This is a genomic window from Prevotella sp. oral taxon 306 str. F0472, assembly GCF_000257925.1.
In the GTDB taxonomy this organism is placed as follows: domain Bacteria; phylum Bacteroidota; class Bacteroidia; order Bacteroidales; family Bacteroidaceae; genus Prevotella; species Prevotella vespertina.
The window spans coordinates 72,164-91,692 of the sequence record NZ_AJIN01000009.1; the positions used below are offsets into that span (position 1 = coordinate 72,164).

General features: G+C 43.3%; 19 protein-coding genes. 17 read left to right on the top strand and 2 right to left on the bottom strand.

From position 1 onward, the window contains the following. Positions 1 to 7: 7 nt before the first annotated feature. From HMPREF9969_RS00535 to HMPREF9969_RS00560, 7 genes are all read left to right on the top strand, one after another. Positions 8 to 1,744, top strand: coding sequence for a tetratricopeptide repeat protein (locus HMPREF9969_RS00535; RefSeq protein ID WP_009433918.1), 1,737 nt, complete (start codon positions 8 to 10; stop codon positions 1,742 to 1,744). Continuing rightward, the gene (locus tag HMPREF9969_RS00540; RefSeq protein WP_009433999.1) at positions 1,741 to 2,649 is read left to right on the top strand and encodes a DUF4292 domain-containing protein; all 909 of its coding nucleotides are present in this window, start codon (positions 1,741 to 1,743) and stop codon (positions 2,647 to 2,649) included. Before HMPREF9969_RS00535 ends, HMPREF9969_RS00540 begins: the two co-directional genes overlap by 4 nt. Next, entirely contained in the window at positions 2,650 to 4,677 is a 2,028-nt protein-coding gene (locus HMPREF9969_RS00545; RefSeq protein ID WP_009433916.1) for a murein hydrolase activator EnvC family protein, read from the top strand. A gap of 287 nt (positions 4,678 to 4,964) precedes the next feature. Continuing rightward, the gene (locus HMPREF9969_RS00550) at positions 4,965 to 6,773 is read left to right on the top strand and encodes an AMP-dependent synthetase/ligase (protein WP_009433942.1); all 1,809 of its coding nucleotides are present in this window, start codon (positions 4,965 to 4,967) and stop codon (positions 6,771 to 6,773) included. Positions 6,774 to 6,832: 59 nt separating this feature from the next. After that, positions 6,833 to 7,951 (top strand): peptide chain release factor 2, encoded by a 1,119-nt coding sequence (gene prfB / locus HMPREF9969_RS00555; RefSeq protein WP_009433892.1) that lies wholly within the window; start codon positions 6,833 to 6,835, stop codon positions 7,949 to 7,951. 105 nt (positions 7,952 to 8,056) lie between these two features. Next, positions 8,057 to 8,197, top strand: a complete 141-nt coding sequence (locus HMPREF9969_RS12950) for a hypothetical protein (protein ID WP_198005070.1) — start codon at positions 8,057 to 8,059, stop codon at positions 8,195 to 8,197. Next, positions 8,197 to 8,694 (top strand): CYTH domain-containing protein, encoded by a 498-nt coding sequence (locus tag HMPREF9969_RS00560; RefSeq protein ID WP_009433984.1) that lies wholly within the window; start codon positions 8,197 to 8,199, stop codon positions 8,692 to 8,694. The genes HMPREF9969_RS12950 and HMPREF9969_RS00560 overlap by 1 nt, the downstream gene beginning before the upstream one ends. Here HMPREF9969_RS00560 and HMPREF9969_RS12355 read toward each other — a convergent pair. Then, positions 8,654 to 9,046 (bottom strand): VanZ family protein, encoded by a 393-nt coding sequence (locus tag HMPREF9969_RS12355; RefSeq protein WP_083835271.1) that lies wholly within the window; start codon positions 9,044 to 9,046, stop codon positions 8,654 to 8,656. The genes HMPREF9969_RS00560 and HMPREF9969_RS12355 overlap by 41 nt on opposite strands. 71 nt (positions 9,047 to 9,117) lie before the next feature. Between HMPREF9969_RS12355 and HMPREF9969_RS00565 the strand changes: the two genes are divergently transcribed. The 6 genes from HMPREF9969_RS00565 to HMPREF9969_RS12955 all read left to right on the top strand — a co-directional run bounded on the left by HMPREF9969_RS00565 (position 9,118) and on the right by HMPREF9969_RS12955 (position 15,208). Beyond that, positions 9,118 to 10,479, top strand: a complete 1,362-nt coding sequence (locus HMPREF9969_RS00565; protein ID WP_009433988.1) for a sodium-dependent transporter — start codon at positions 9,118 to 9,120, stop codon at positions 10,477 to 10,479. Between the two features lie 55 nt (positions 10,480 to 10,534). Then, on the top strand, positions 10,535 to 11,506 hold the full coding sequence (locus tag HMPREF9969_RS00570; protein ID WP_018911002.1) for a helix-hairpin-helix domain-containing protein: 972 nt from the start codon (positions 10,535 to 10,537) through the stop codon (positions 11,504 to 11,506). 587 nt (positions 11,507 to 12,093) lie between these two features. Beyond that, a complete protein-coding gene (locus tag HMPREF9969_RS00575) occupies positions 12,094 to 12,297 on the top strand; it encodes a hypothetical protein (protein ID WP_036894457.1) in 204 nt (67 codons plus the stop codon). A gap of 22 nt (positions 12,298 to 12,319) precedes the next feature. Then, positions 12,320 to 13,942, top strand: coding sequence for a hypothetical protein (locus HMPREF9969_RS00580; protein ID WP_036894499.1), 1,623 nt, complete (start codon positions 12,320 to 12,322; stop codon positions 13,940 to 13,942). Between the two features lie 430 nt (positions 13,943 to 14,372). Then, positions 14,373 to 14,831 carry an HU family DNA-binding protein gene (locus HMPREF9969_RS00585; RefSeq protein WP_009433910.1) on the top strand — a complete coding sequence of 153 codons (459 nt, stop codon included), beginning with the start codon at positions 14,373 to 14,375 and terminating at the stop codon, positions 14,829 to 14,831. A 218-nt stretch (positions 14,832 to 15,049) separates the two neighbouring features. Beyond that, positions 15,050 to 15,208: a hypothetical protein gene (locus HMPREF9969_RS12955; protein WP_009433949.1), complete on the top strand. Its 159-nt coding sequence runs from the start codon at positions 15,050 to 15,052 to the stop codon at positions 15,206 to 15,208. A 239-nt stretch (positions 15,209 to 15,447) separates the two neighbouring features. On the opposite strand, the gene efp is transcribed toward HMPREF9969_RS12955, so the two are convergent. After that, complete coding sequence (gene efp, locus HMPREF9969_RS00590; protein ID WP_004384562.1) at positions 15,448 to 16,014, bottom strand: elongation factor P; 567 nt, start codon at positions 16,012 to 16,014, stop codon at positions 15,448 to 15,450. A gap of 216 nt (positions 16,015 to 16,230) precedes the next feature. Here efp and rpmH point away from each other — a divergent pair, with 216 nt between their 5' ends. From rpmH to HMPREF9969_RS00610, 4 genes are all read left to right on the top strand, one after another. Further along, entirely contained in the window at positions 16,231 to 16,386 is a 156-nt protein-coding gene (gene rpmH, locus HMPREF9969_RS00595; RefSeq protein ID WP_004354441.1) for a 50S ribosomal protein L34, read from the top strand. A gap of 127 nt (positions 16,387 to 16,513) precedes the next feature. Further along, entirely contained in the window at positions 16,514 to 17,293 is a 780-nt protein-coding gene (locus HMPREF9969_RS00600; protein ID WP_009433996.1) for a PASTA domain-containing protein, read from the top strand. A 6-nt stretch (positions 17,294 to 17,299) separates the two neighbouring features. Then, the gene (locus tag HMPREF9969_RS00605; RefSeq protein ID WP_009434015.1) at positions 17,300 to 18,397 is read left to right on the top strand and encodes an RluA family pseudouridine synthase; all 1,098 of its coding nucleotides are present in this window, start codon (positions 17,300 to 17,302) and stop codon (positions 18,395 to 18,397) included. Positions 18,398 to 18,492: 95 nt separating this feature from the next. Beyond that, positions 18,493 to 19,491 carry a D-alanine--D-alanine ligase gene (locus tag HMPREF9969_RS00610; protein WP_009433968.1) on the top strand — a complete coding sequence of 333 codons (999 nt, stop codon included), beginning with the start codon at positions 18,493 to 18,495 and terminating at the stop codon, positions 19,489 to 19,491. Positions 19,492 to 19,529: the final 38 nt, after the last annotated feature.

Below are 19,529 nucleotides of genomic sequence, written 5' to 3' on the forward strand. Positions count from 1 at the left end.
AGATCTCATGTTTGATAACTTCAGATATATAACCACTAACATGCGTAATACACTTCTTGCATTGGCTTTGCTGGGTGGCTCGGTGGCTACACAAGCAGCAGAGAAGGATAGTCTTACCATTGCAAACTACTTCTATCTCGAAGGACTTCGACAGCAGGAAATGGGAAATCTAACGGCTGCTTACGATCTTCTTAGGCATGCACATGACTTGAATCCACGCTCGGCAGCGGTTTACTATCAGTTGGCTGGCTACTATGTCAATATGAAGAACGATGCTTTAGCACGTACTTACTTTGAGAAGGCAGCGTCACTGGATCCAGAGAATGCCACTTATCAAGAGAAGCTCGGACAGTTATATATCACGCAGAAAGACTATCCGAATGCCATAAAAGCATACGAGCTTTTGTACTCCTCCAATAAGACTCGCGTTGATGTCTTGCAACTTCTCCTTCAGTTATACGGCTCTCAAAACGACTATAAGAAGATGATTAACGTCCTTGATCGTATAGAAGTTCTTGAGGGGAGTAGCGAGCAGATCTCATTGAGTAAGATGCAGATTTACGAGCAGATGGGCGATAAGAAGAAGGAGTATGAGTCGCTAAAGTCGCTCGTTGATGAGCACCCACTTGAGCTTGACTATCGTGTGATGTTCGGTAATTGGCTACTGCAGAATGGTAAGAAGAACGATGCTTTAAAGGAGTATAAGAGTGTTTTGAAGGAGGAACCCAATAATGCACTTGCAAAGCTATCAATGCTTGATTACTATCGTTCCATTAAAGATCAAGCAACCGTAGATGAACTTACCAACGAACTACTACAGTCTCCTAAGACAGAGAAAGAGACGAAGATGACACTCCTAAGAGACATCATTTCGAGTGACCAACAAGCGAATATCTCTGATAGTGCAAAGGTCATGAATCTCTTCTCACTGGCACTTTCTACGAAACAGGAGGATGCTGACTTGATTATGATGAAGGCTGCTTATATGGCAATGAAGAACATGCCTAAAGCAGAGATCAATCATGTTTACGAGCAAGCCATTGAGGTGGAACCCGATAACTCACGTGCCCGATTGGCATTGATACAGAATATCTGGGCAACAGAAGATTATGATAAGGTCATAGAGATATGCCTCCCTGCCATTGAATATAACCCTGATGAGATGGCTTTCTATTACTTCAAAGGCATGGCAGAATTCCAAAAGCACGACATTGATGCGGCACTTGAAACATTTAAGAAAGGTGTAGGACAAATAAAAGAAGATAGTGATCCAGAGATTGTGTCAGACTTCTATGCAATCCTTGGAGATATCCTTCATGAGAAAGGAAAGGCGTCTGAAGCCTTTGCTGCATACGACAGTTGCTTAAAGTGGAAAGCGGATAACTATGGTGCTCTGAATAACTATGCTTACTATCTAAGTGTGGCGAACAAAGACCTTCCAAGGGCTGAACAGATGAGCTATAAGACGATAAAAGCAGAGCCCAATAACGCTACTTACCTTGATACCTACGCTTGGATTCTCTTCCAACAGCAACGTTATGAGGAGGCAAAGATATACATTGACCAGGTTCTACGCAATGACAAAGACCCTAGTGGGGTTGTGCTTGAGCATGTGGGAGACATCTATATGAAAACTGGCGATACACAGAAAGCATTGGAGTATTGGCAGAAAGCAATAGAGAAAGGCAATGATAGCAAAGTATTGAAGGATAAGTTACAACAAAAGAAATACATAGCAGGATGAAAAGAACTAAGATATTACTTGCAAGCATGGCAACGTTAGTGTTGGCATCGTGCGGTACACATAAAGCCATAGTAAGGCAACAACCAGTCTTAAAGACGACTCCCAGCGAGACACCTCGTGCGTCGGTTGATTCCACGAAGTATAAGTTAGCCTTTGTGCAGAATATTGCTGACTTGGCTCTCTACCAAAAGAACGTGGTGTCAAACCTCTCTTTTACTATTAACAATGGGCGCAAGGACATCACAGTTCCCGGTATCTTGCACATGAGAAAGGATGAAGTTATACGTTTACAACTGCTTATTCCGCTCCTTCGCAGTGAAGTGGGACGCATTGAGTTTACGAAAGATTACGTTCTTTTCATCGACCGCATCCATAAGCAATACGTAAAGGCTAGCTACGATGAAGTGGGCTTCTTGCGTGATAACGGCATTAACTTCTATACCCTCCAAGCGTTGTTTTGGAACCAGTTATTCATTCCTCGTCAGCAAAGAGTTGCCGAGGCTGATATGTCGAAGTTCTCTGTTGATGCCAAAAGGTGGGAAGTTGATGGTAGTGCGCACATCCGTTTGAAGGATGGGAAGATGTCTTATGACTGGGTAATACCCGCTGAATATCGTTACATCTACAACACTCTTATAACGTATAAGAGCTCAACTCATGGAACATCAGAACTCTCTTGGCTTTATAGAGACTTTAAACCCTTTGGTTCGAAGATGTTCCCTGCGACACATTCAGTCACAATCGAAACTCCAGCTATTGGTTCGCGACCAGCTAAGGAACTATCAGCTACATTTGAACTAAACGACTTTAGTGATGCAAGTGATTGGGAGGCTTTTACCCAACCATCAGATAAGTACACTAAAGTAAGCGTGGAAGAGATACTCGGCAAACTAATGAACTTTTAAATGAAACGTCTTTATCTTTTATTCTTATTATCGACAATGGGTATGTTGACAAGCTATGCGCAACATACTAAAAAGCATAAGGTGCAGCAGAAAACGGCTGTAACTCAACCCGTACAAGCCAAGCCTTCTGTTGGTAAAGAGCAGAAACAAGTTCCAGCGAAGGGGGCTCACCAGTCCGTGAAAACGCAACCTATCCCTATGAAGGGGCAACAGGTACCAGCTAAGGGACATCAACTTTCCGTGAAAGGACAACATCCTATGCCTGTAAAAGGGCATCAAGCTGTACCTGCAAAGGGGCATCAACCAAATCCTGTAAAGGGTCAACAGCCTGCTCAAGTACCAGCTAAACAACCTTTACATGGCAAGTTGAATCCTCGTAATGCGCATAATGCAAAGCGTGGAGCGAAGTCTCCTGGATATGTAACAACCGAAGAGATTAAAGGTTTGCAACAGCAGAATCAGAAGTTGCAGAATGAGATTAAGGAGCATGAAGAGGAGATGAAGGTCAAGCAAAAGGATGTTGATACACGATTGGAGAAGATAGTTCGCCTTGATACAGAGATTGGTCAGCATCAGAGAACGATTGATACTATCGCCACAGACATCAAAGGCTTGGATAGTAACATTGGTATATTAAAAGGTCAGTTGGCGTCTTTAGAGGCGCAATTAGGCGAGCGTCGCACTCGTTTCATCCGTTCCATGCGTTACATGGCACGCCATCGTAGCATTCAAGATAAGCTTATGTTCATCTTCTCTGCCAATAGTTTGACGCAAATGTATCGTCGTCTGCGTTTCGTTCGGGAGTATGCAGCTTATCAGAGGGCGCAAGGTGAGTTGATAAAAGCTAAACAACAGCAAATTGATCAGAAGCATTCTCAGTTAAAGGAGGTACGTGTTGACAAGTCTACCTTACTCTATAAGGATAAGAAGATACATGCTCAAATGGAGCAGAAGCGTGTTGAACAGCAGACGGTTGTAGCCTCTCTTCAACAAGACCAAAAGGTTCTTGAAGGTGTGATAGCACAACGCCGCCAACAACAACAGGCGTTGAATGCACAGATAGACCGCCTTATTCAAGTAGAAATACAGAAGGCTAGGGCTCGTGCCATAGCAGAGGCTAAGGCGCAAGCTGCCGCTCGTGCTGCTGAAGCTAAGAAGCGGGCGGAGGAGATAGCACGCAGGAAAGCGGCGGCAGAAGCGGCTGCGCGTGAGAATGCAAAGCGTATAGCAGAAGCAAAAGCACGTGAAGCTGCAGCGAAGGCAGCGGCTAAGGCGGCTGCAGAAGCGGCTGAGAAAGCACGTCAAGAAGCTGCAGCAAAGGCCGAAGCAGTGCGTGCTGCAGCAGAAAAGGCTCGTCAGGAAGCCTTACAAAAGGAGCGTGCTGCTGCTCGTGAGCGGGCTTTGCGCAAGATTGAAGAGCGTGAGGCTGCGGCTCGTGAAGCACAGGCAAAGGCTGAGGCAAAGGCTGCTGCCGATAAAGCACGTGCTGACCAGGCTGCTCGTGAGGCTGAGTCAAATCGTGCAGCTGCCGAACGTAAGGCTGCAGCTGACCACGAGCGAGCAGAGAGAGAGGCAGCTGCTGCAAGGGCTTCAGCTAATAATAACAATGATATGTTGAGCTCTGCTGACCGTGCGATGACTGGTAACTTTGCCAATAATCGTGGTCGTTTGCCTATGCCACTATCGGGTCACATCGTTAGTCACTTCGGTCAATACAATGTATCGGGGATGTCAAATATACGCTTGAATAACGATGGTATCAATATTAAGGGTGCTCCTGGAAGTGCTGTGCGCAGTGTCTTTATGGGCGAAGTGAGCGGTATCTTCATGGCAGGGGGAATGAGTGTTGTGATGATCAGACATGGTATTTATATCTCAGTATATGCTAATTTAGGTTCTGTAAGCGTCAGCAAAGGACAGAAAGTGGGTACTGGTCAGACCATTGGAACCGTCGGGTCAAGTGGTATCCTCCAATTCCAATTGCGTAAGGAAACTGCTAAGTTGAATCCAGAGCAATGGTTGAGATAATCTGAAATGATACCCTTATCATTTTGAAGAGAGCCTCTCTTTGTGGCAAGGAAAGGCTCTCTTGCTAACAAGGAAACGCCCTTTTCAATTAGAGAAGGGCGTTTCTTTCGTTTTAATAGGGTTTAGTTTGTATTTGAGGTGTAGCCTTATTAGGAATTTTATTGTCCTATTCTTTCCCTTAATCAAGCGATAGAAGCAAAGGTGGAAAATGTAATTTATTATCTAATTTATTTCCTTCTTTGCGGATAAATGTCTATCTTTGCGAATATAAAAAAATACCAATAGCGATGCAAACAAACTGTCATCTCTCCGTTCTTATACATGAGCAAGCTAAGAAATACGGCTCTAAACCAGTGTTGACATTCCGTAACTTCGGTAGTCTAGAGTGGAAATCGGTTTCATGGAATCAGTTTTCTATGCGTGTAAAGCAAGTCTCTAACGCACTACTTAATCTAGGAATGAATCCGCAGGAGACGATTGGCGTGTTTGCACAGAATTGTGTTCAGTATCTGTATACAGACTTTGGTGCTTATGGTGTGAGGGTGATTAGTATTCCTTTCTACGCTACTAGCTCCGAGCAGCAGATACAGTATATGATTCAAGATGCAGCAGTTAAGTATCTTTTCGTTGGTGAGCAAGAGCAGTACGACAAGGCACATCGAATCGCAACGTTGTGCCCTACACTTGAAAAGATAATCATCTTTGATCCGAGTGTACGCATTAGTTCGCATGACCCAAATAGTATCTACTTTGAAGACTTCCTTAGATTAGGTGAAGGTTTACCACGTCAATCGGAGGTAGAAGAGCGTTGGCAACAGGCTAACTACGATGATATTTGTAACATACTATACACTAGTGGAACCACAGGAGAGAGTAAGGGCGTAGTCTTGACATATAAGATGTATCATGCAGCTTTGGTCGCTAATAACAAGTGTGTACCTGTTACTGAGAAAGATCGAGTGATCAATTTCCTTCCATTGACGCATGTCTTTGAACGAGGATGGGCTTATCTGTGTTTGTCGGAAGGTGCACAACTGATTGTGAATACCTATCCGAAGGAGATACAAGACAGTATGCGAGAGACCCACCCAACGTGTATGTCGGCTGTACCACGCTTCTGGGAGAAGGTTTATGTTGCTGTTAAAGCTCGCATGGACAGCTCAAGTGCAATGCAGCGAAAGCTCTTTTATCATGCACTGAACGTTGGTAGGAAACGTAACATCACTTATCTGGCTCGTGGAAAGCGTGTCCCTCTTGCATTAGAGATGGAATATAAAGTGCTAAACAGAACTGTTCTCAGTTTGGTGCGTAAGCAGTTAGGATTGGAAAATCCTAATATCTTTCCAACAGCAGGTGCTTATGTATCCCCTGAGGTAGAGGAGTTTGTGCACAGCATTGGTATTGATATGATAGTAGGATACGGACTGACAGAGAGCCTTGCTACTGTAAGTTGCGATCATAAGGGCGAACCTTTCACGGTTGGTTCGGTAGGTCGTCCTATTGAGGGCATACAGATTAAGATTAGTGAAGAGGGTGAGGTGATGCTCAAAGGAGACACGATTACACCCGGATACTTCCGTCGTGAAGCCCTAAATGCTGATGCCTTTGATGCAGATGGATATTTCCACACAGGTGACTCGGGCTATTTGAAAGATGGAGAGTTGTTCTTGAAAGAGAGAATAAAGGATCTTTTCAAGACATCTAATGGTAAGTATGTGGCACCACAGATGATAGAGTCAATGCTATTAGTTGATAAGTTTATCGAACAAGTGGCTGTTATTGCAGACCAACGGAAGTTTGTTTCGGCTCTTATCGTCCCTGAATTTACCGTCTTAGAAGACTGGGCAAAGCAACAGAATATACCATTTGAGAGTCGTGAAGAGTTGTGCTCAAATAAGAAGGTGCGTGATATGATGGCTGAGCGTATCGAAACATTACAGCAGAGGTTAGCGCCTTATGAACAAATCAAACGCTTCACCTTGTTGGCACATCACTTCTCTATGGAGAATGGTGAATTGACAAACACGTTGAAACTGAGACGTGGCGTTATTAATAAAAACTATCAAGCTGTGATAGATAAGATGTATGAGGAGTAGTGCAAACACTTGATAGTAGTGAATGAGAAGTTGATAGTTGAGAGGAGAAAAGATTAACGATGATAACAGCAGACCAGCTTAAAGATATAACAGAACGTACCGAATCGCTACATAGATACTTATGTATTGATGAGAAGCGAATCGAATTCGAAGAGGAGCAACTACGCACACAAGCACCCGACTTTTGGGATGATCCGAAGCGTGCGCAGGAGCAGATGAAGAAAGTAAAGGACATTGAGAAGTGGATAAAAGGCTATGATGAGGCTCGCAGTCTGACTGATGAAGTACAGTTAGCAGTCGACTTCTATAAGGATGAATTAGTAACAGAAGAAGAGGTTGATACCGCTTATAACAAAGCGTTAAAAGCGATAGAGGACCTTGAATTAAAGAATATGCTCCGTCAAGAGGAAGACCCGATGGAGTGCGTAATGAAGATTAACTCTGGTGCTGGAGGTACCGAGAGCCAGGATTGGGCATCAATGCTCATGCGTATGTATATGCGTTGGGGAGAGGCTCACGGGTACAAAGTTACCATCTCAGATATACAAGAAGGAGATGAAGCTGGTATAAAGAGTGTGACAATGAAGTGCGAAGGTGGAGAGTATGCCTATGGGTATTTAAAGAGCGAGAATGGCGTCCATCGCCTCGTTCGTGTTAGTCCATTTAATGCACAGGGAAAGCGTATGACGAGTTTTGCCAGTGTATTTGTTACGCCACTGGTAGACGATACTATAGAGGTATATGTCGACCCTGCTCGTGTTAGTTGGGATACTTTTCGATCGAGTGGAGCCGGTGGTCAGAATGTCAATAAGGTTGAGTCTGGTGTACGCCTACGCTATCAGTACGAAGATCCTGATACTGGAGAACAAGAAGAGATACTCATCGAGAACACAGAGACAAGAGACCAACCTAAGAACCGTGCAAAGGCTATGCAGCTCTTAAAGTCGCAACTCTATGACCGCGCAATGAAGAAGCGTATGGAGGAGCAAGCCAAGATTGAGGCTGGAAAGAAGAAGATAGAGTGGGGCAGTCAGATACGTAGTTACGTCTTTGATGATCGACGAGTTAAGGATCATCGAACCAATTACCAAACTTCCGATGTGGATGGTGTTATGGATGGAAAGATCGATGATTTCATTAAAGCCTACTTGATGGAGTTCCCCGTTGAAGGACAATGATATGTGAAAAAGTTATCCTATATAATATTAACCTTTGACCACTTGCTGTTCGATAAACCGAATAGGTTGTGTCGACAAAAGTAGGTCTTTTAAAATTGAATACCTATGAGTGAAAGAAGTAAAGTAAATCGTAAGGTTCGTGAAGAGAAGCAAGAAAAGCAAGCAAAGCGTGTTGTCTTTTGGATTGGTGCAGTCTTGATACTTCTTACGTTAGCGTATGTTTTTGTCGTAACAATTAATAGTTGATGAGCGGACTAGAGATAGAAAGAAAGTTCTTAGTGCATAAGCAGATGGATTGGAAGTCTCTTGCAAGCAGTTGTAGTCATATACAACAAGGCTACTTTGCGGCTGTCAATACTGTTCGTGTGCGTATTCGAGACAATAAAGGATACCTTACTATAAAGGGACCATCGCGTGATGGAGGCTTATCTCGTTATGAATTTGAGAAAGAAATAAGCTATCAAGAGGCTCAACAACTCATGTCTCTATGTGAACCAGGCATTATTGATAAGCATAGATACCTTATTGAATATGCTGGACACACGTTTGAAGTGGACGAGTTCCACGGAGATAACGAAGGACTTGTTATGGCGGAGGTGGAATTGAAGCGTGAGGATGAAGCCTTTGAAAAACCTGACTTCATCGGAAAAGAGGTTACGGGCGAACGTAGATTCTATAATTCTCACATGCGGAGAGCCCCTTTTATCCTTTGGCGTAATACTTTGCCAGAAGAATACCGATAAGCAATGCGAGGGTAGAACCAATCCCATCAGCGACAAAATCAAGCCATTCTCCACTGCGTCTACCGCCTGTGCAGGTGGCTTGCAACACTTCTATAATGCCTCCCATGGCTATTGGAATGAGCCAAACCCAGTAAATAAGACTGCTGAGTTTGGTTTTCTTCTTTGTTCGAAGGCGTTCCGTCAATATGAGCAGACCTAATACTAGATATAAGACAGAGTGTGTCCACTTGTCGATTAGCCTTACATGACTTAGCGGGTTGTCGGGTATTGGAATGAAGCATAGTAGCCATATAATAACAATAAACGCACAACTAAAGTAGTAATGAGTTAGTAAATTCTTCATAAAAAGCATATTTTACTTCTAGATTGATACAAAGATAGATAATTATTAGTAATTTTGTGCAATCTAAAAGGGAATATTTTATGGCACAACAAAATAGAGTTAAGTTTGGAAGTAAGTTAGGAATGATCCTTGCGACAGCAGGAGGTGCAGTAGGGTTAGGTAATGTCTGGCGTTTTCCCTATATGACAGGGCAGAATGGTGGAGCCGCTTTTATCCTTATATATTTGGCTTGCATCCTTCTATTAGGGCTTCCTTGTATGATTAGCGAGTTCATCATTGGGCGTCATGCGGCATCTAATACGGCTCGTGCCTATAGTAAGTTGGCAAATGGAACAGCGTGGAAATGGGTTGGATTCTTAGGTGTTCTTACTGGCTTTCTAATAACAGGTTATTATGCAGTAGTGGCTGGTTGGTGCTTACAATACAGTGCGGCATCAGCAATGAATAACCTTCATGGAACACCAGAGTTCTTTAAGTCTTACTTTGCAGACTTCTCCACAAGTGGATGGAAGCCTCTCTTGTGGGTCATAGTCATCCTTTTTATAACGCATTATGTGATTATTCATGGTGTAAGAAATGGTATTGAGCGAGCTTCAAAGATTATGATGCCAGTGCTATTCATTCTTTTGTTGGTGATAGTAGTGGCTGCTTGCTTGTTACCAGGAGCTTGGAAAGGTGTTGAATTCCTGTTGCGTCCAGACTTTACAAAGGTTACGAAGGATGTATTTCTTGGTGCGCTTGGGCAGTCGTTCTACTCTTTAAGTATTGCCATGGGCTGTATCTGTACCTATGCTTCATATTATAGTAGGCAGACAAAGCTGTTAAATTCGGCGGTACAGATAGCTTCTATAGATACATTAGTGGCTATTTTAGCAGGTTTAATCATCTTTCCTGCAGCCTTCTCAGTGGGCGTCAATCCTGGTAGTGGCTCTTCGCTCGTCTTTATTACCTTACCCAATGTTTTTGAACAAGCGTTCAGTGGATTGCCAATAATAGGATATTTCGTTTCATTCTCCTTCTATATCCTACTCTCATTGGCTGCCCTTACATCGCTGATATCGCTCCATGAGGTGAGTACCGCATTCTTTCAAGAGGAGTTACACATATCTCGTTCGCGTGCAGCAATGATTGTTACAGGCTGTTGCACATTGATAGGAGTCCTCTGTTCAATGTCTTTAGGACAATGGAAGTTCCTCAATATTGCTGGTCGTGACCTCTTTGATGTGTTCGACTTTGTGACTGGACAAATCTTCTTACCCGTTGGCGGCTTGTTAACTTGCCTGTTCTTGGGTTGGTATGTACCGAAGAAGATAGTAAAAGATGAGTTCACGAACTGGGGAACAGTACGTGGAACCTTCTTTGGAGTGTATTACTTCTTAGTGCGTTATGTATGTCCTTTAGCTATATTGATGATCTTCTTACACCAATTTAATGTGGTGTAAGAAGACATAAACAGACAACCTTTACCTTGATTGAAAACCTATAATTAAATACGCTATGAGCCTTAAATCATTCTTTTATTTACAACGGTCTGACAGGAAAGTCATTCTTAGTTTGGTCATATTAATTATGCTCTGCCTTATCACATCCGTCTTTATTGGTGAGCAAGTGACAGAAACTTCAGCTGTAGACGGAGATAGTGTGGTGCGGAAAGGATATTCTGCTCGTTCGCAACAAGGCATTCCTTATGAGGTAGTGACAGAGTCAGGAAAGAGACTTTTTGCCTTTGATCCAAATACAGCAACAGCCGAGGAATTGCTGCAACTGGGGTTATCTGAGTTTCAGGTACGTAATATCTTGAAATATAGAAGTAAGGGAGGTGTATATCGAGCACCGATGGACTTCGCCCGTCTCTATGGTCTTACACGCAAGCAGTATCGTGAGTTAGAACCTTATATAAGAATAGGTGACGATTATCAACCTGCTTCAACGCTTGCTTCTGTACAATCTTATATTGCGCAAAAGGAGGCAGATAAGCAAGCGGCACATGAGGCTTACGAACAATATAAGGCAACGAATACATACAAGCCGTATGTCCATTCTACTCGAGATACAGTCCTTTACCCTTTGAAAATAAAGTTGGGCGAGCATATAAACCTAGTCTCTGCAGATACAAATCAGTTGAAGAAAGTGCCAGGGATAGGCTCCGGGTGGGCAAAGGCAATCGTTAATTATGGCAAGCGATTAGGTGGTTATGTTGCTACAGGGCAACTGCTTGAGATTGAGGGATTCCCCGAAGAGGCGTTACCCTACTTCTCTGTGGTCAATCCTAAGCCTGAAAAGCTAAACTTGAACACGCTTTCTTTGGGCAAGCTACGCAGTCATCCGTATATAAACTTCTATCAGGCGCGGGCAATCTGTGACTATCGTCGATTAAAAGGAAAGCTCACCAGTCTTTCACAACTCCAACTCTTAAAGGACTTCAATGCCGAAGCTATTGATCATCTTCGCCCTTATGTGGAGTTTTAATAATGGATAAATTCATGCGGAGCAATACCTTGTAATCTTCCTTCTAACTCCTCACAACCTCCCACAAATCCCTAGTTAACAGTACTATTCACTCCCCTCTCCATTCGGAGAGGGGTTGGGGGTGAGGCTGGTTGGGTCGAGTGTTGAGGCTGGTGAGGTTGATTGTTGAGGGCTTCTTTTTCCCTAATTTATTTGGCTAGTTAATTTATTCTTCTTACCTTTGTCGCCGTGAAACAATTAGCAATGACATATCAAGTGAACGAAGTACTGCAAAGAATTATCGAATTCTTTGCATCTTTTTGCACTTTATCTTTGGTCAATCCAAATAATTTGCTAACACACACACACACACACACACACACAATATGCGCACCTAGCGTCTAATAACACATTTTTTCTTCTCGCATACGCGCGCGCGAAGCGTGCCGTAACCCCTGTAAACAAAGGACTTCTAGGAGTTTCCTTTGTTCGCTTTTTTATGCCCTTTTGTGAACCCCGTTTTAAGCAAAATAAGAACGAAATAACAACTATTTTAATCAATAAACAAGTAGGATGCGCTGACTCCGTATCCTTTAAAATTAAACGAAATGATGGTAATTGAAAGAAAGATTTATCAAAAGCCCCAGTGCAACATTGTTTGTACGGAGACAGAAGCTCTCTTGGTTAATGCCAGTGGTAATGCTGGTACAATTCAACCTGGTATAGTAACGGGCGATGCAAAACGTAATTTTTTTAACGAAGAAGAGGAAGACCAAGGTGGGACTTCTTGGAATAGTACGGAAAATGATTAAGAATTATCAGAAAGGAAAAGAAATGAATAAGTTTATGGAGAGAACGACTATTGGTTCAGTAATGCGAGGTATATGTTATGGCTTCGCAGCTTTATTGTTTGCTGCCAGCTGTGCGAATGATGATGTTGCACAGGATGAAAAGCAGAAGAAAGATAATATTCCAGCTGGTACAACTGTCTTTACAGGTACGTCTCAACCAGATGCAACAACACGTACAGCCATCCTTAAGCACACAAAAGGTGCAGGTGCTTTCGTAAATTGGAGTAGCACGGACAAGATATGGGTAAGTCTCTATGGAATAAACTGGTACCAGAGTGGAACTGTAACATTCCCCTCTGCTACTAATAAGGCACAAGGAATGTTTGCTCTTCCGGGTGTTTATTCTGATGCTTCGTACGACATTCTATATACAAACAAGGATGTGACAGGGACGCAACCACAAGTTGAGATAAAGGCTGACCAAACACAATCTGCGCCAAACAACTTTGACCATGCAGGCGAATCGGGCGATTTTGGTATTGCCACAGCTAACAAAGTGGGCAGTAATTATAAATTCACCCTTAATCACAAAGCTGCTTATCTCTGTTTTATCCCTCGCTCAAGTAATCCATACGTAAATCGTAGTAAGTTGATTAAAGTTGAGATTATGAGCGATGACGATATTGCCGGTATTTACAATATAGCTACCAATGGAGCTCTTACCCTCTATTCGGGTGATTCAAAGACAATCACCGTAACAACTGGTTCGGGCTTTGATATAGACAACGCTGCTGACGATATGAGCAAGAATGCAACCTACGCCGTCGTTGCTCCTGGCACACATACTTTCCGCATTCGTTACTGGCTTCGCAATACAACGGATACTCCTGATGGACGACCGATAGAAGGAACAGTATCAAAAATTGTAACGCTTAACTGTACAGCAGGTTCAATCCATGATATAACAGCTAATCTTAATCCACGTGATTACGATGGAACAAAGTACTACATGTGGGATGCTCAGCAAAATTATTGGCATGGTTACGAATGGACAAAGCACTTGCCAGGCAACACAGGTCAGCCGACAGTCAATGGCGGTACCTCACCAAATTTTGTCATGTATGGTAGCGCCTCTAACCCCCGTTGGTACAACGAAAGTTACCCAGGTTACGGCATAAGCAACCCCGCCATCCATTCATGCAAAGACCTTCCAAACGCTAACGAGCTGTCTTGGTATTGTATGTACGGCGATCCTCGTTGGGACAAAGACGAGTTATGGACTACTATGGGTCATTTATATAAAGGTGGCATGTGGTTTAAGAAGAAATCCGTATTGCAAGCCGAGCATCATTACGACACCGAGAAATCTGCCGATGGTACAACCGACATGCGTACAACGGACAAGAGATATAACAACGGCAATGTTAGTCGTATCAATTCTGGTCTTTCCTCCGCAGCCGATGCAAACAATTATTTCTACCTGCCCGCCTTGGGTTACTACGAATATGGTCAGCTGGTCAGAGTTGGCTTCGGCTGCTGCTATTGGGCATCGAGTGCTAGCACATGGTTCAGCCGGGAAGCATACAGTCTGGAATTCGACCCAGGTAGTGTCTACGTGTACAACTACTACCGCTACTTCGGGTGCAGGAGCGACTGGTTTGACTAGTCCTCGCGCTTGCCCTTTTACAGGTGTCGCCCTCTAAGAATCCCCACCCCAACCCTCGCCAAAAGGGGAGGGAGCCTAACGGACAGGGCTTCTGCTGGATGCGTATTCCGTTGCTGCGCTCACCGTATCTACGTGCTGGCGGATGCGTATCTACGAACTGCTAGATACGTATTGCGCAGTTGCTAGATACGTATCTAACAGCAACGCTCACCGCATCTGACAGCACGTAGATACGTATTCGGCAGCAAGGCAATACGCATCTGGCAGGAGGGGAATGCTGAAAGGGTGACAAAATGAAGCGGTGAGAGGAGGAAAATTAGTTAAGAAAATAGAATGGGGCAGCATGAAGATGCAACGAATAGACGTGGAGGCGTGCTGCCCTACGCTATGATAAACAATAGTTATTTAATAATTTAAAAACCTAAGAATCATGAGATTTAAATTAGTTCAAAAGAAGAATCCGCAGAAGCGGGAGGAAGTGAAGTTTTATGCTAACCCTGTAAACGTTGGGCATAAGTCGCTGGATGATATTGCACGTGACATTGCGGGGCGTTCGTCCTTGACTCGTGGTGATGTATCGAACGTGTTGTATAACTTCATTGATTGTCTGCCTCATTACCTCCGTGATGGTTTTAGTATTCAGCTGGGTAATTTCGGTTCAATGCGTGTCACGTTGTCGAGTAAAGGGTCGGAAACAGAAAAAGCTTTTAAGACCGAGACGATTAAGCCTCGTGTGGTCTTCACGCCGGGAACGGAATTGAAGCGAGAGTTGGCTGCAAACTCCTACGAATCGTTGAGGAAGAAAGATGAAGAGGAAAAAAGCCTCACCCCCGCCCCCTCTCCAAAAGGCGAGGGGAGTGAAGAGCACCCTGGACCACAGGCAGGGTAAAGCCCCCTCACAAAAGAAAGCCTCCCCAAGCCCCTCCAAAGGAGGGGATGTCCCTATTGGATATAGTTTGAAACGACTGAAAGCATGTAAGTAGGGTTAGGGACATCCCCTCCTTTGGAGGGGCTTGGGGAGGCTTTTACCACGGGAGCATTTTTAGATTGATTCAGGGTATCAATCGTTCTGTAATAAGACAATCGATTATATTAATTGTGAAATTAATGTCTTTCAAAACTAGTGTATTAATTTGGTTCTCTCGCTTCCGTGGTACACAGCCTCACCCCAACCTAACGGGGTGGGGCTTTTGTGTAAGACAGAAGAACATAGGCTTTGAAGACAGAGTAACAGAGGAACATAAGACGTTAGTAACAGAGTTTTAGACAGAATGACAAAGAGACATATTTTTCAATGACATAGGTTTTGAAGACATGGTAAAGCAAAGAAACATATTGGATATAGTTTGAAACGAATGAAAGCATGTAAGTAGGGTTAGGGACATCCCCTCCTTCGGAGGGGCTTGGGGAGGCTATACAAAAAAGACCATTTCTTTACTCGAAAGGAGTTCAGAAATGGTCTTTCTTATTGTTTTGTCGTTTATCTCTTGCGAGGCAGAAGAGGCTTAGGCGTTAACGCGTCCCAGGTAACTACCATCGCGAGTATCGATCTGGATGACTTCACCCTCATTGATGAACAATGGTACACGAACGACAGCACCAGTCTCAAGTGTTGCAGGCTTAGTTGCATTTGTTGCAGTGTTACCCTTTACACCTGGCTCACTGTGAGTGATAGTAAGCGTTGTCTTAACAGGCATTTCAGCAAGAAGGATCGTACCATCTGATGTATCAGTAACAACCTCAACAACGTCACCTTCTTTCATATAGTCAGAACCTGTAATCTGGTGCTTAGGGATAGGAATCTGCTCAAAAGTCTCCTGATTCATGAAGATGTAACCAGTTGCATCCTGATAAAGGTACTGATATGGGCGACGTTCAACGCGTACATCCTCGAGCTTGAAACCTACCTGGAATGTGCGCTCTAGTACTCGACCATCAGCAACATTCTTCAGTTTGGTAATCATGACGGTGTTACCTTTACCTGGCTTACGATGTTGGAAGTCGATACAAGTCCAAATCTTGCCATCAAGACGGATACAAGTTCCAATCTTAATTTCCTGTGAATTAATCATAATTTACTAATATCTAATTTGTTACTTTTTGTTCTCTTTAATCTACTTAAAGCGCTGCAAAGTTACAGAAATTATAGGAAAAACATAAATAAAAGGCGTAAAAAACATGGTTTCTTTGGTTAATTCAAAAAGATTAAGTAATTTTGCAACCCGTAACGACAGGTCTTATCCTGTCGAAAAGAGTTCGCATAATAACAATAAAATAGGATAAGAACAATGAAAAGAACATTTCAGCCTCACAATCGTCGTCGTGTAAACAAGCACGGTTTCCGTGAGAGAATGGCTACAAAGGATGGTCGCCGCGTATTAGCAGCACGTCGTGCCAAGGGTCGTAAGAAGTTAACTGTTTCTGACGAACATCACGGTAAGTAAGAACGAGAACGCTTTTCCCATAGGGATTTAGCGCAGAAGCGGAAAGAAGTAGAGGGTAATCTTTGCTTCTTTCCGTTTTTTTGTCTACCTTTGCCACATCTATTATTAAGGTCAGTTAATTAGATTGATGACATCAAGAGAATTCTTCCATAAGTTTAATAGCACATATATCTGGGGCAATATTCTTGCTATCGTGATACTTGTTCTATTGTTGGCAATAGGAGTTAAGTTCGGTCTTGACTACTATACCTTACACGGTGAATCCATCGTGGTGCCGAACGTTATTCATAAACAATACGATGATGCGGTTGATATCATGGATAAGGTTGGACTAAAGATAGAGGTTACCGACACTGGATATGTTAAGGATCTTCCTCCTGATTGCATACTTGAGCAATCTCCAGTTGGTGGTAAGCGCGTTAAGTCCACACACGTTATCTATGTTACAATTAACGCTGCCAGTGCGCCTTCATTGATTATTCCTGACATCATAGACAATAACTCATTGCGTGAAGCGCAAGCCCAGTTATTATCTATGGGATTCAAAGTTGGTGAGCCTGAATATATACCAGGTGAGAAAGACTGGATATATGGTATTCTTGTAAATGGCAAACATGTGCAAGCTGGCGATCGTGTACCTGCAGATGCTGTGATTGTCTTACAGGTAGGAGATGGTACACGAGAAATAACTGATACATCAGGTTTGAACGAGTCAGAATATGAAGATGTTGAAGTGGAGCAGAAGCGTCCGAAGTATGATGAAGTTTATGAGTATGTGGAAGTGCCAGTAGATGAGAACGGCAATGAAATAAAGGATGAACGAGGGAAGTCAGGCTCTGGTAGTTCTAATTCTTCCTCTCATTCAGGTTTACCTGCTGACCCTTCATCAACGAAACCGACAGAATAAGGAATGATGAGAACGGACGAGGAAATGCTATATGACGATGAGCTATCTGATGACTTACTGACTTCCACAGAGTCAGAAGAGGGTGATGGCGAGTTGTACGAACACTTCCGTGTAGAAGTTGATAAAGGTCAGGTGCCTGTGAGAATAGATAAGTTTCTATTCGAGCGTATGCAACACTCCAGTCGTAATCGTATTCAGAAAGCTGCCGATGCGGGCTTCATTCATGTGAATGGAGCACCTGTTAAGAGCAATTATAAGGTACGTCCAGAGGATACAATCACACTGATGCTTGACAGACCGAAGCATGATAACACCATTGAAGCAGAGGATATTCCGTTGGATATCGTATATGAGGACAATGCTTTAATGGTGGTCAATAAGCCTGCAGGATTAGTCGTTCACCCAGGTGCAGGGAACTTTCATGGAACATTGATTAACGCTATTGCCTGGCACTTGAAGGACTTACCTTCATTTGACCCAAACGACCCAGAGGTTGGGTTAGTGCACCGAATTGACAAAGACACAAGCGGTTTATTGGTGATTGCCAAGACCCCTGATGCGAAGACAATATTAGGTAAACAGTTCTTTAATAAGACTACCCATCGCAGTTACAATGCCCTCGTTTGGGGTAATCTAACAGCTGATGAAGGGCGTATAGAAGGTAATATAGCACGTGATCCAAAGGACAGGCTTCGCATGACCGTATTCCCTCCTGATTCAGAGATAGGCAAGCCTGCCGTCACTCATTACCGTGTTCTTGAGCGTTTCGGCTATACAACTCTCATCGAATGTATACTTGAAACGGGACGTACACATCAGATTCGTGCACACATGAAACATATCGGTCACCCCCTGTTTGGAGATGAACGTTATGGTGGAACAGAGATCCTTCGCGGTCAGAGATCAAGCTCTTATAAAGCCTTCATACGCAACTGCTTGACCCTTTGTAATCGTCAAGCACTCCATGCCCGAACACTTGGTTTCGTCCACCCGGTTACTGGTCAACAAATGGATTTCACGAGTGACTTGCCTCAAGACTTAGCCTCACTGATAACGAAGTGGCGTGAGTTTATCAATGGGCATACAGGTATTGACAATCAGTAATAGTACATGATAAGATAAGTAAAACAGGTTTCTATCTCTCAAGAACATAATGAGAAAGACAGGAACAGTTAGATAGAACTAAATAAACAGGTATAATGAAAGATTTGAAGCGAACGATTGCCATCGTATGTGGTGGTGACTCATCAGAACATGATGTATCAATGCATTCAGCACAAGGATTGTATTCTTTCTTTGACAAGGAACGTTATAATATATATATCGTAGATGTTAAAGGCATTGATTGGCACGTTGAGTTAGAGGATGGGACATCTGCTCCTATTGATAAGAACGACTTTTCTTTTATCGAAAATGGTAAACACATAGAGTTCGACTATGCGTATATTACCATTCATGGAGCCCCTGGTGAGAATGGAATCATGCAAGGTTACTTCGATTTGATACACCTTCCTTATTCAACATCAGGCGTTTTAGTCGAGGCATTAACCTTCGATAAGTACGTTCTGAACAATTATCTCCGTGGTTTCGGGGTAAATGTTGCAGACAGCATATTGCTTCGTCGCGGTGAAGAATACAATGAGGAGGAAATCGAAAAACGTCTTGGTATGCCTTGTTTCGTTAAGCCCGCCGCTGATGGAAGTAGCTTTGGTGTATCAAAGGTAAAGAACATTGACCAGTTAGCACCAGCCCTTCGCGTTGCATTTATGGAGAGTGATGAGGTCATGATAGAGGGTTTCTTGGATGGAACAGAGATCTCGCAAGGTGTTTATAAGACTAAAGATAAGTCCATTGTGTTCCCTGCTACGGAAGTAGTAACCAGCAATGAGTTCTTTGATTACAATGCGAAATACAACGGACAGGTGCAGGAAATAACCCCAGCACGTATCAATCCCGACACTGCAAAGCGTGTAGCAGCAGAAACCAGTCGCATTTATGACATCCTTCATGCCAATGGTATCATCCGCATTGACTATATCATCTCGAAGGATAAAGAGGGCAATGACGTTATCAATATGCTTGAGATTAACACCACCCCAGGCATGACTGCCACCAGTTTCATCCCTCAACAGGTGCGTGCAGCAGGCTTAGATATCAAGGAAGTATTGAGTGAAATCGTTGAAAATCAGTTCAAGTAATTCACAAGAACGCATTTTCTATCTATAAAGAACAAGGC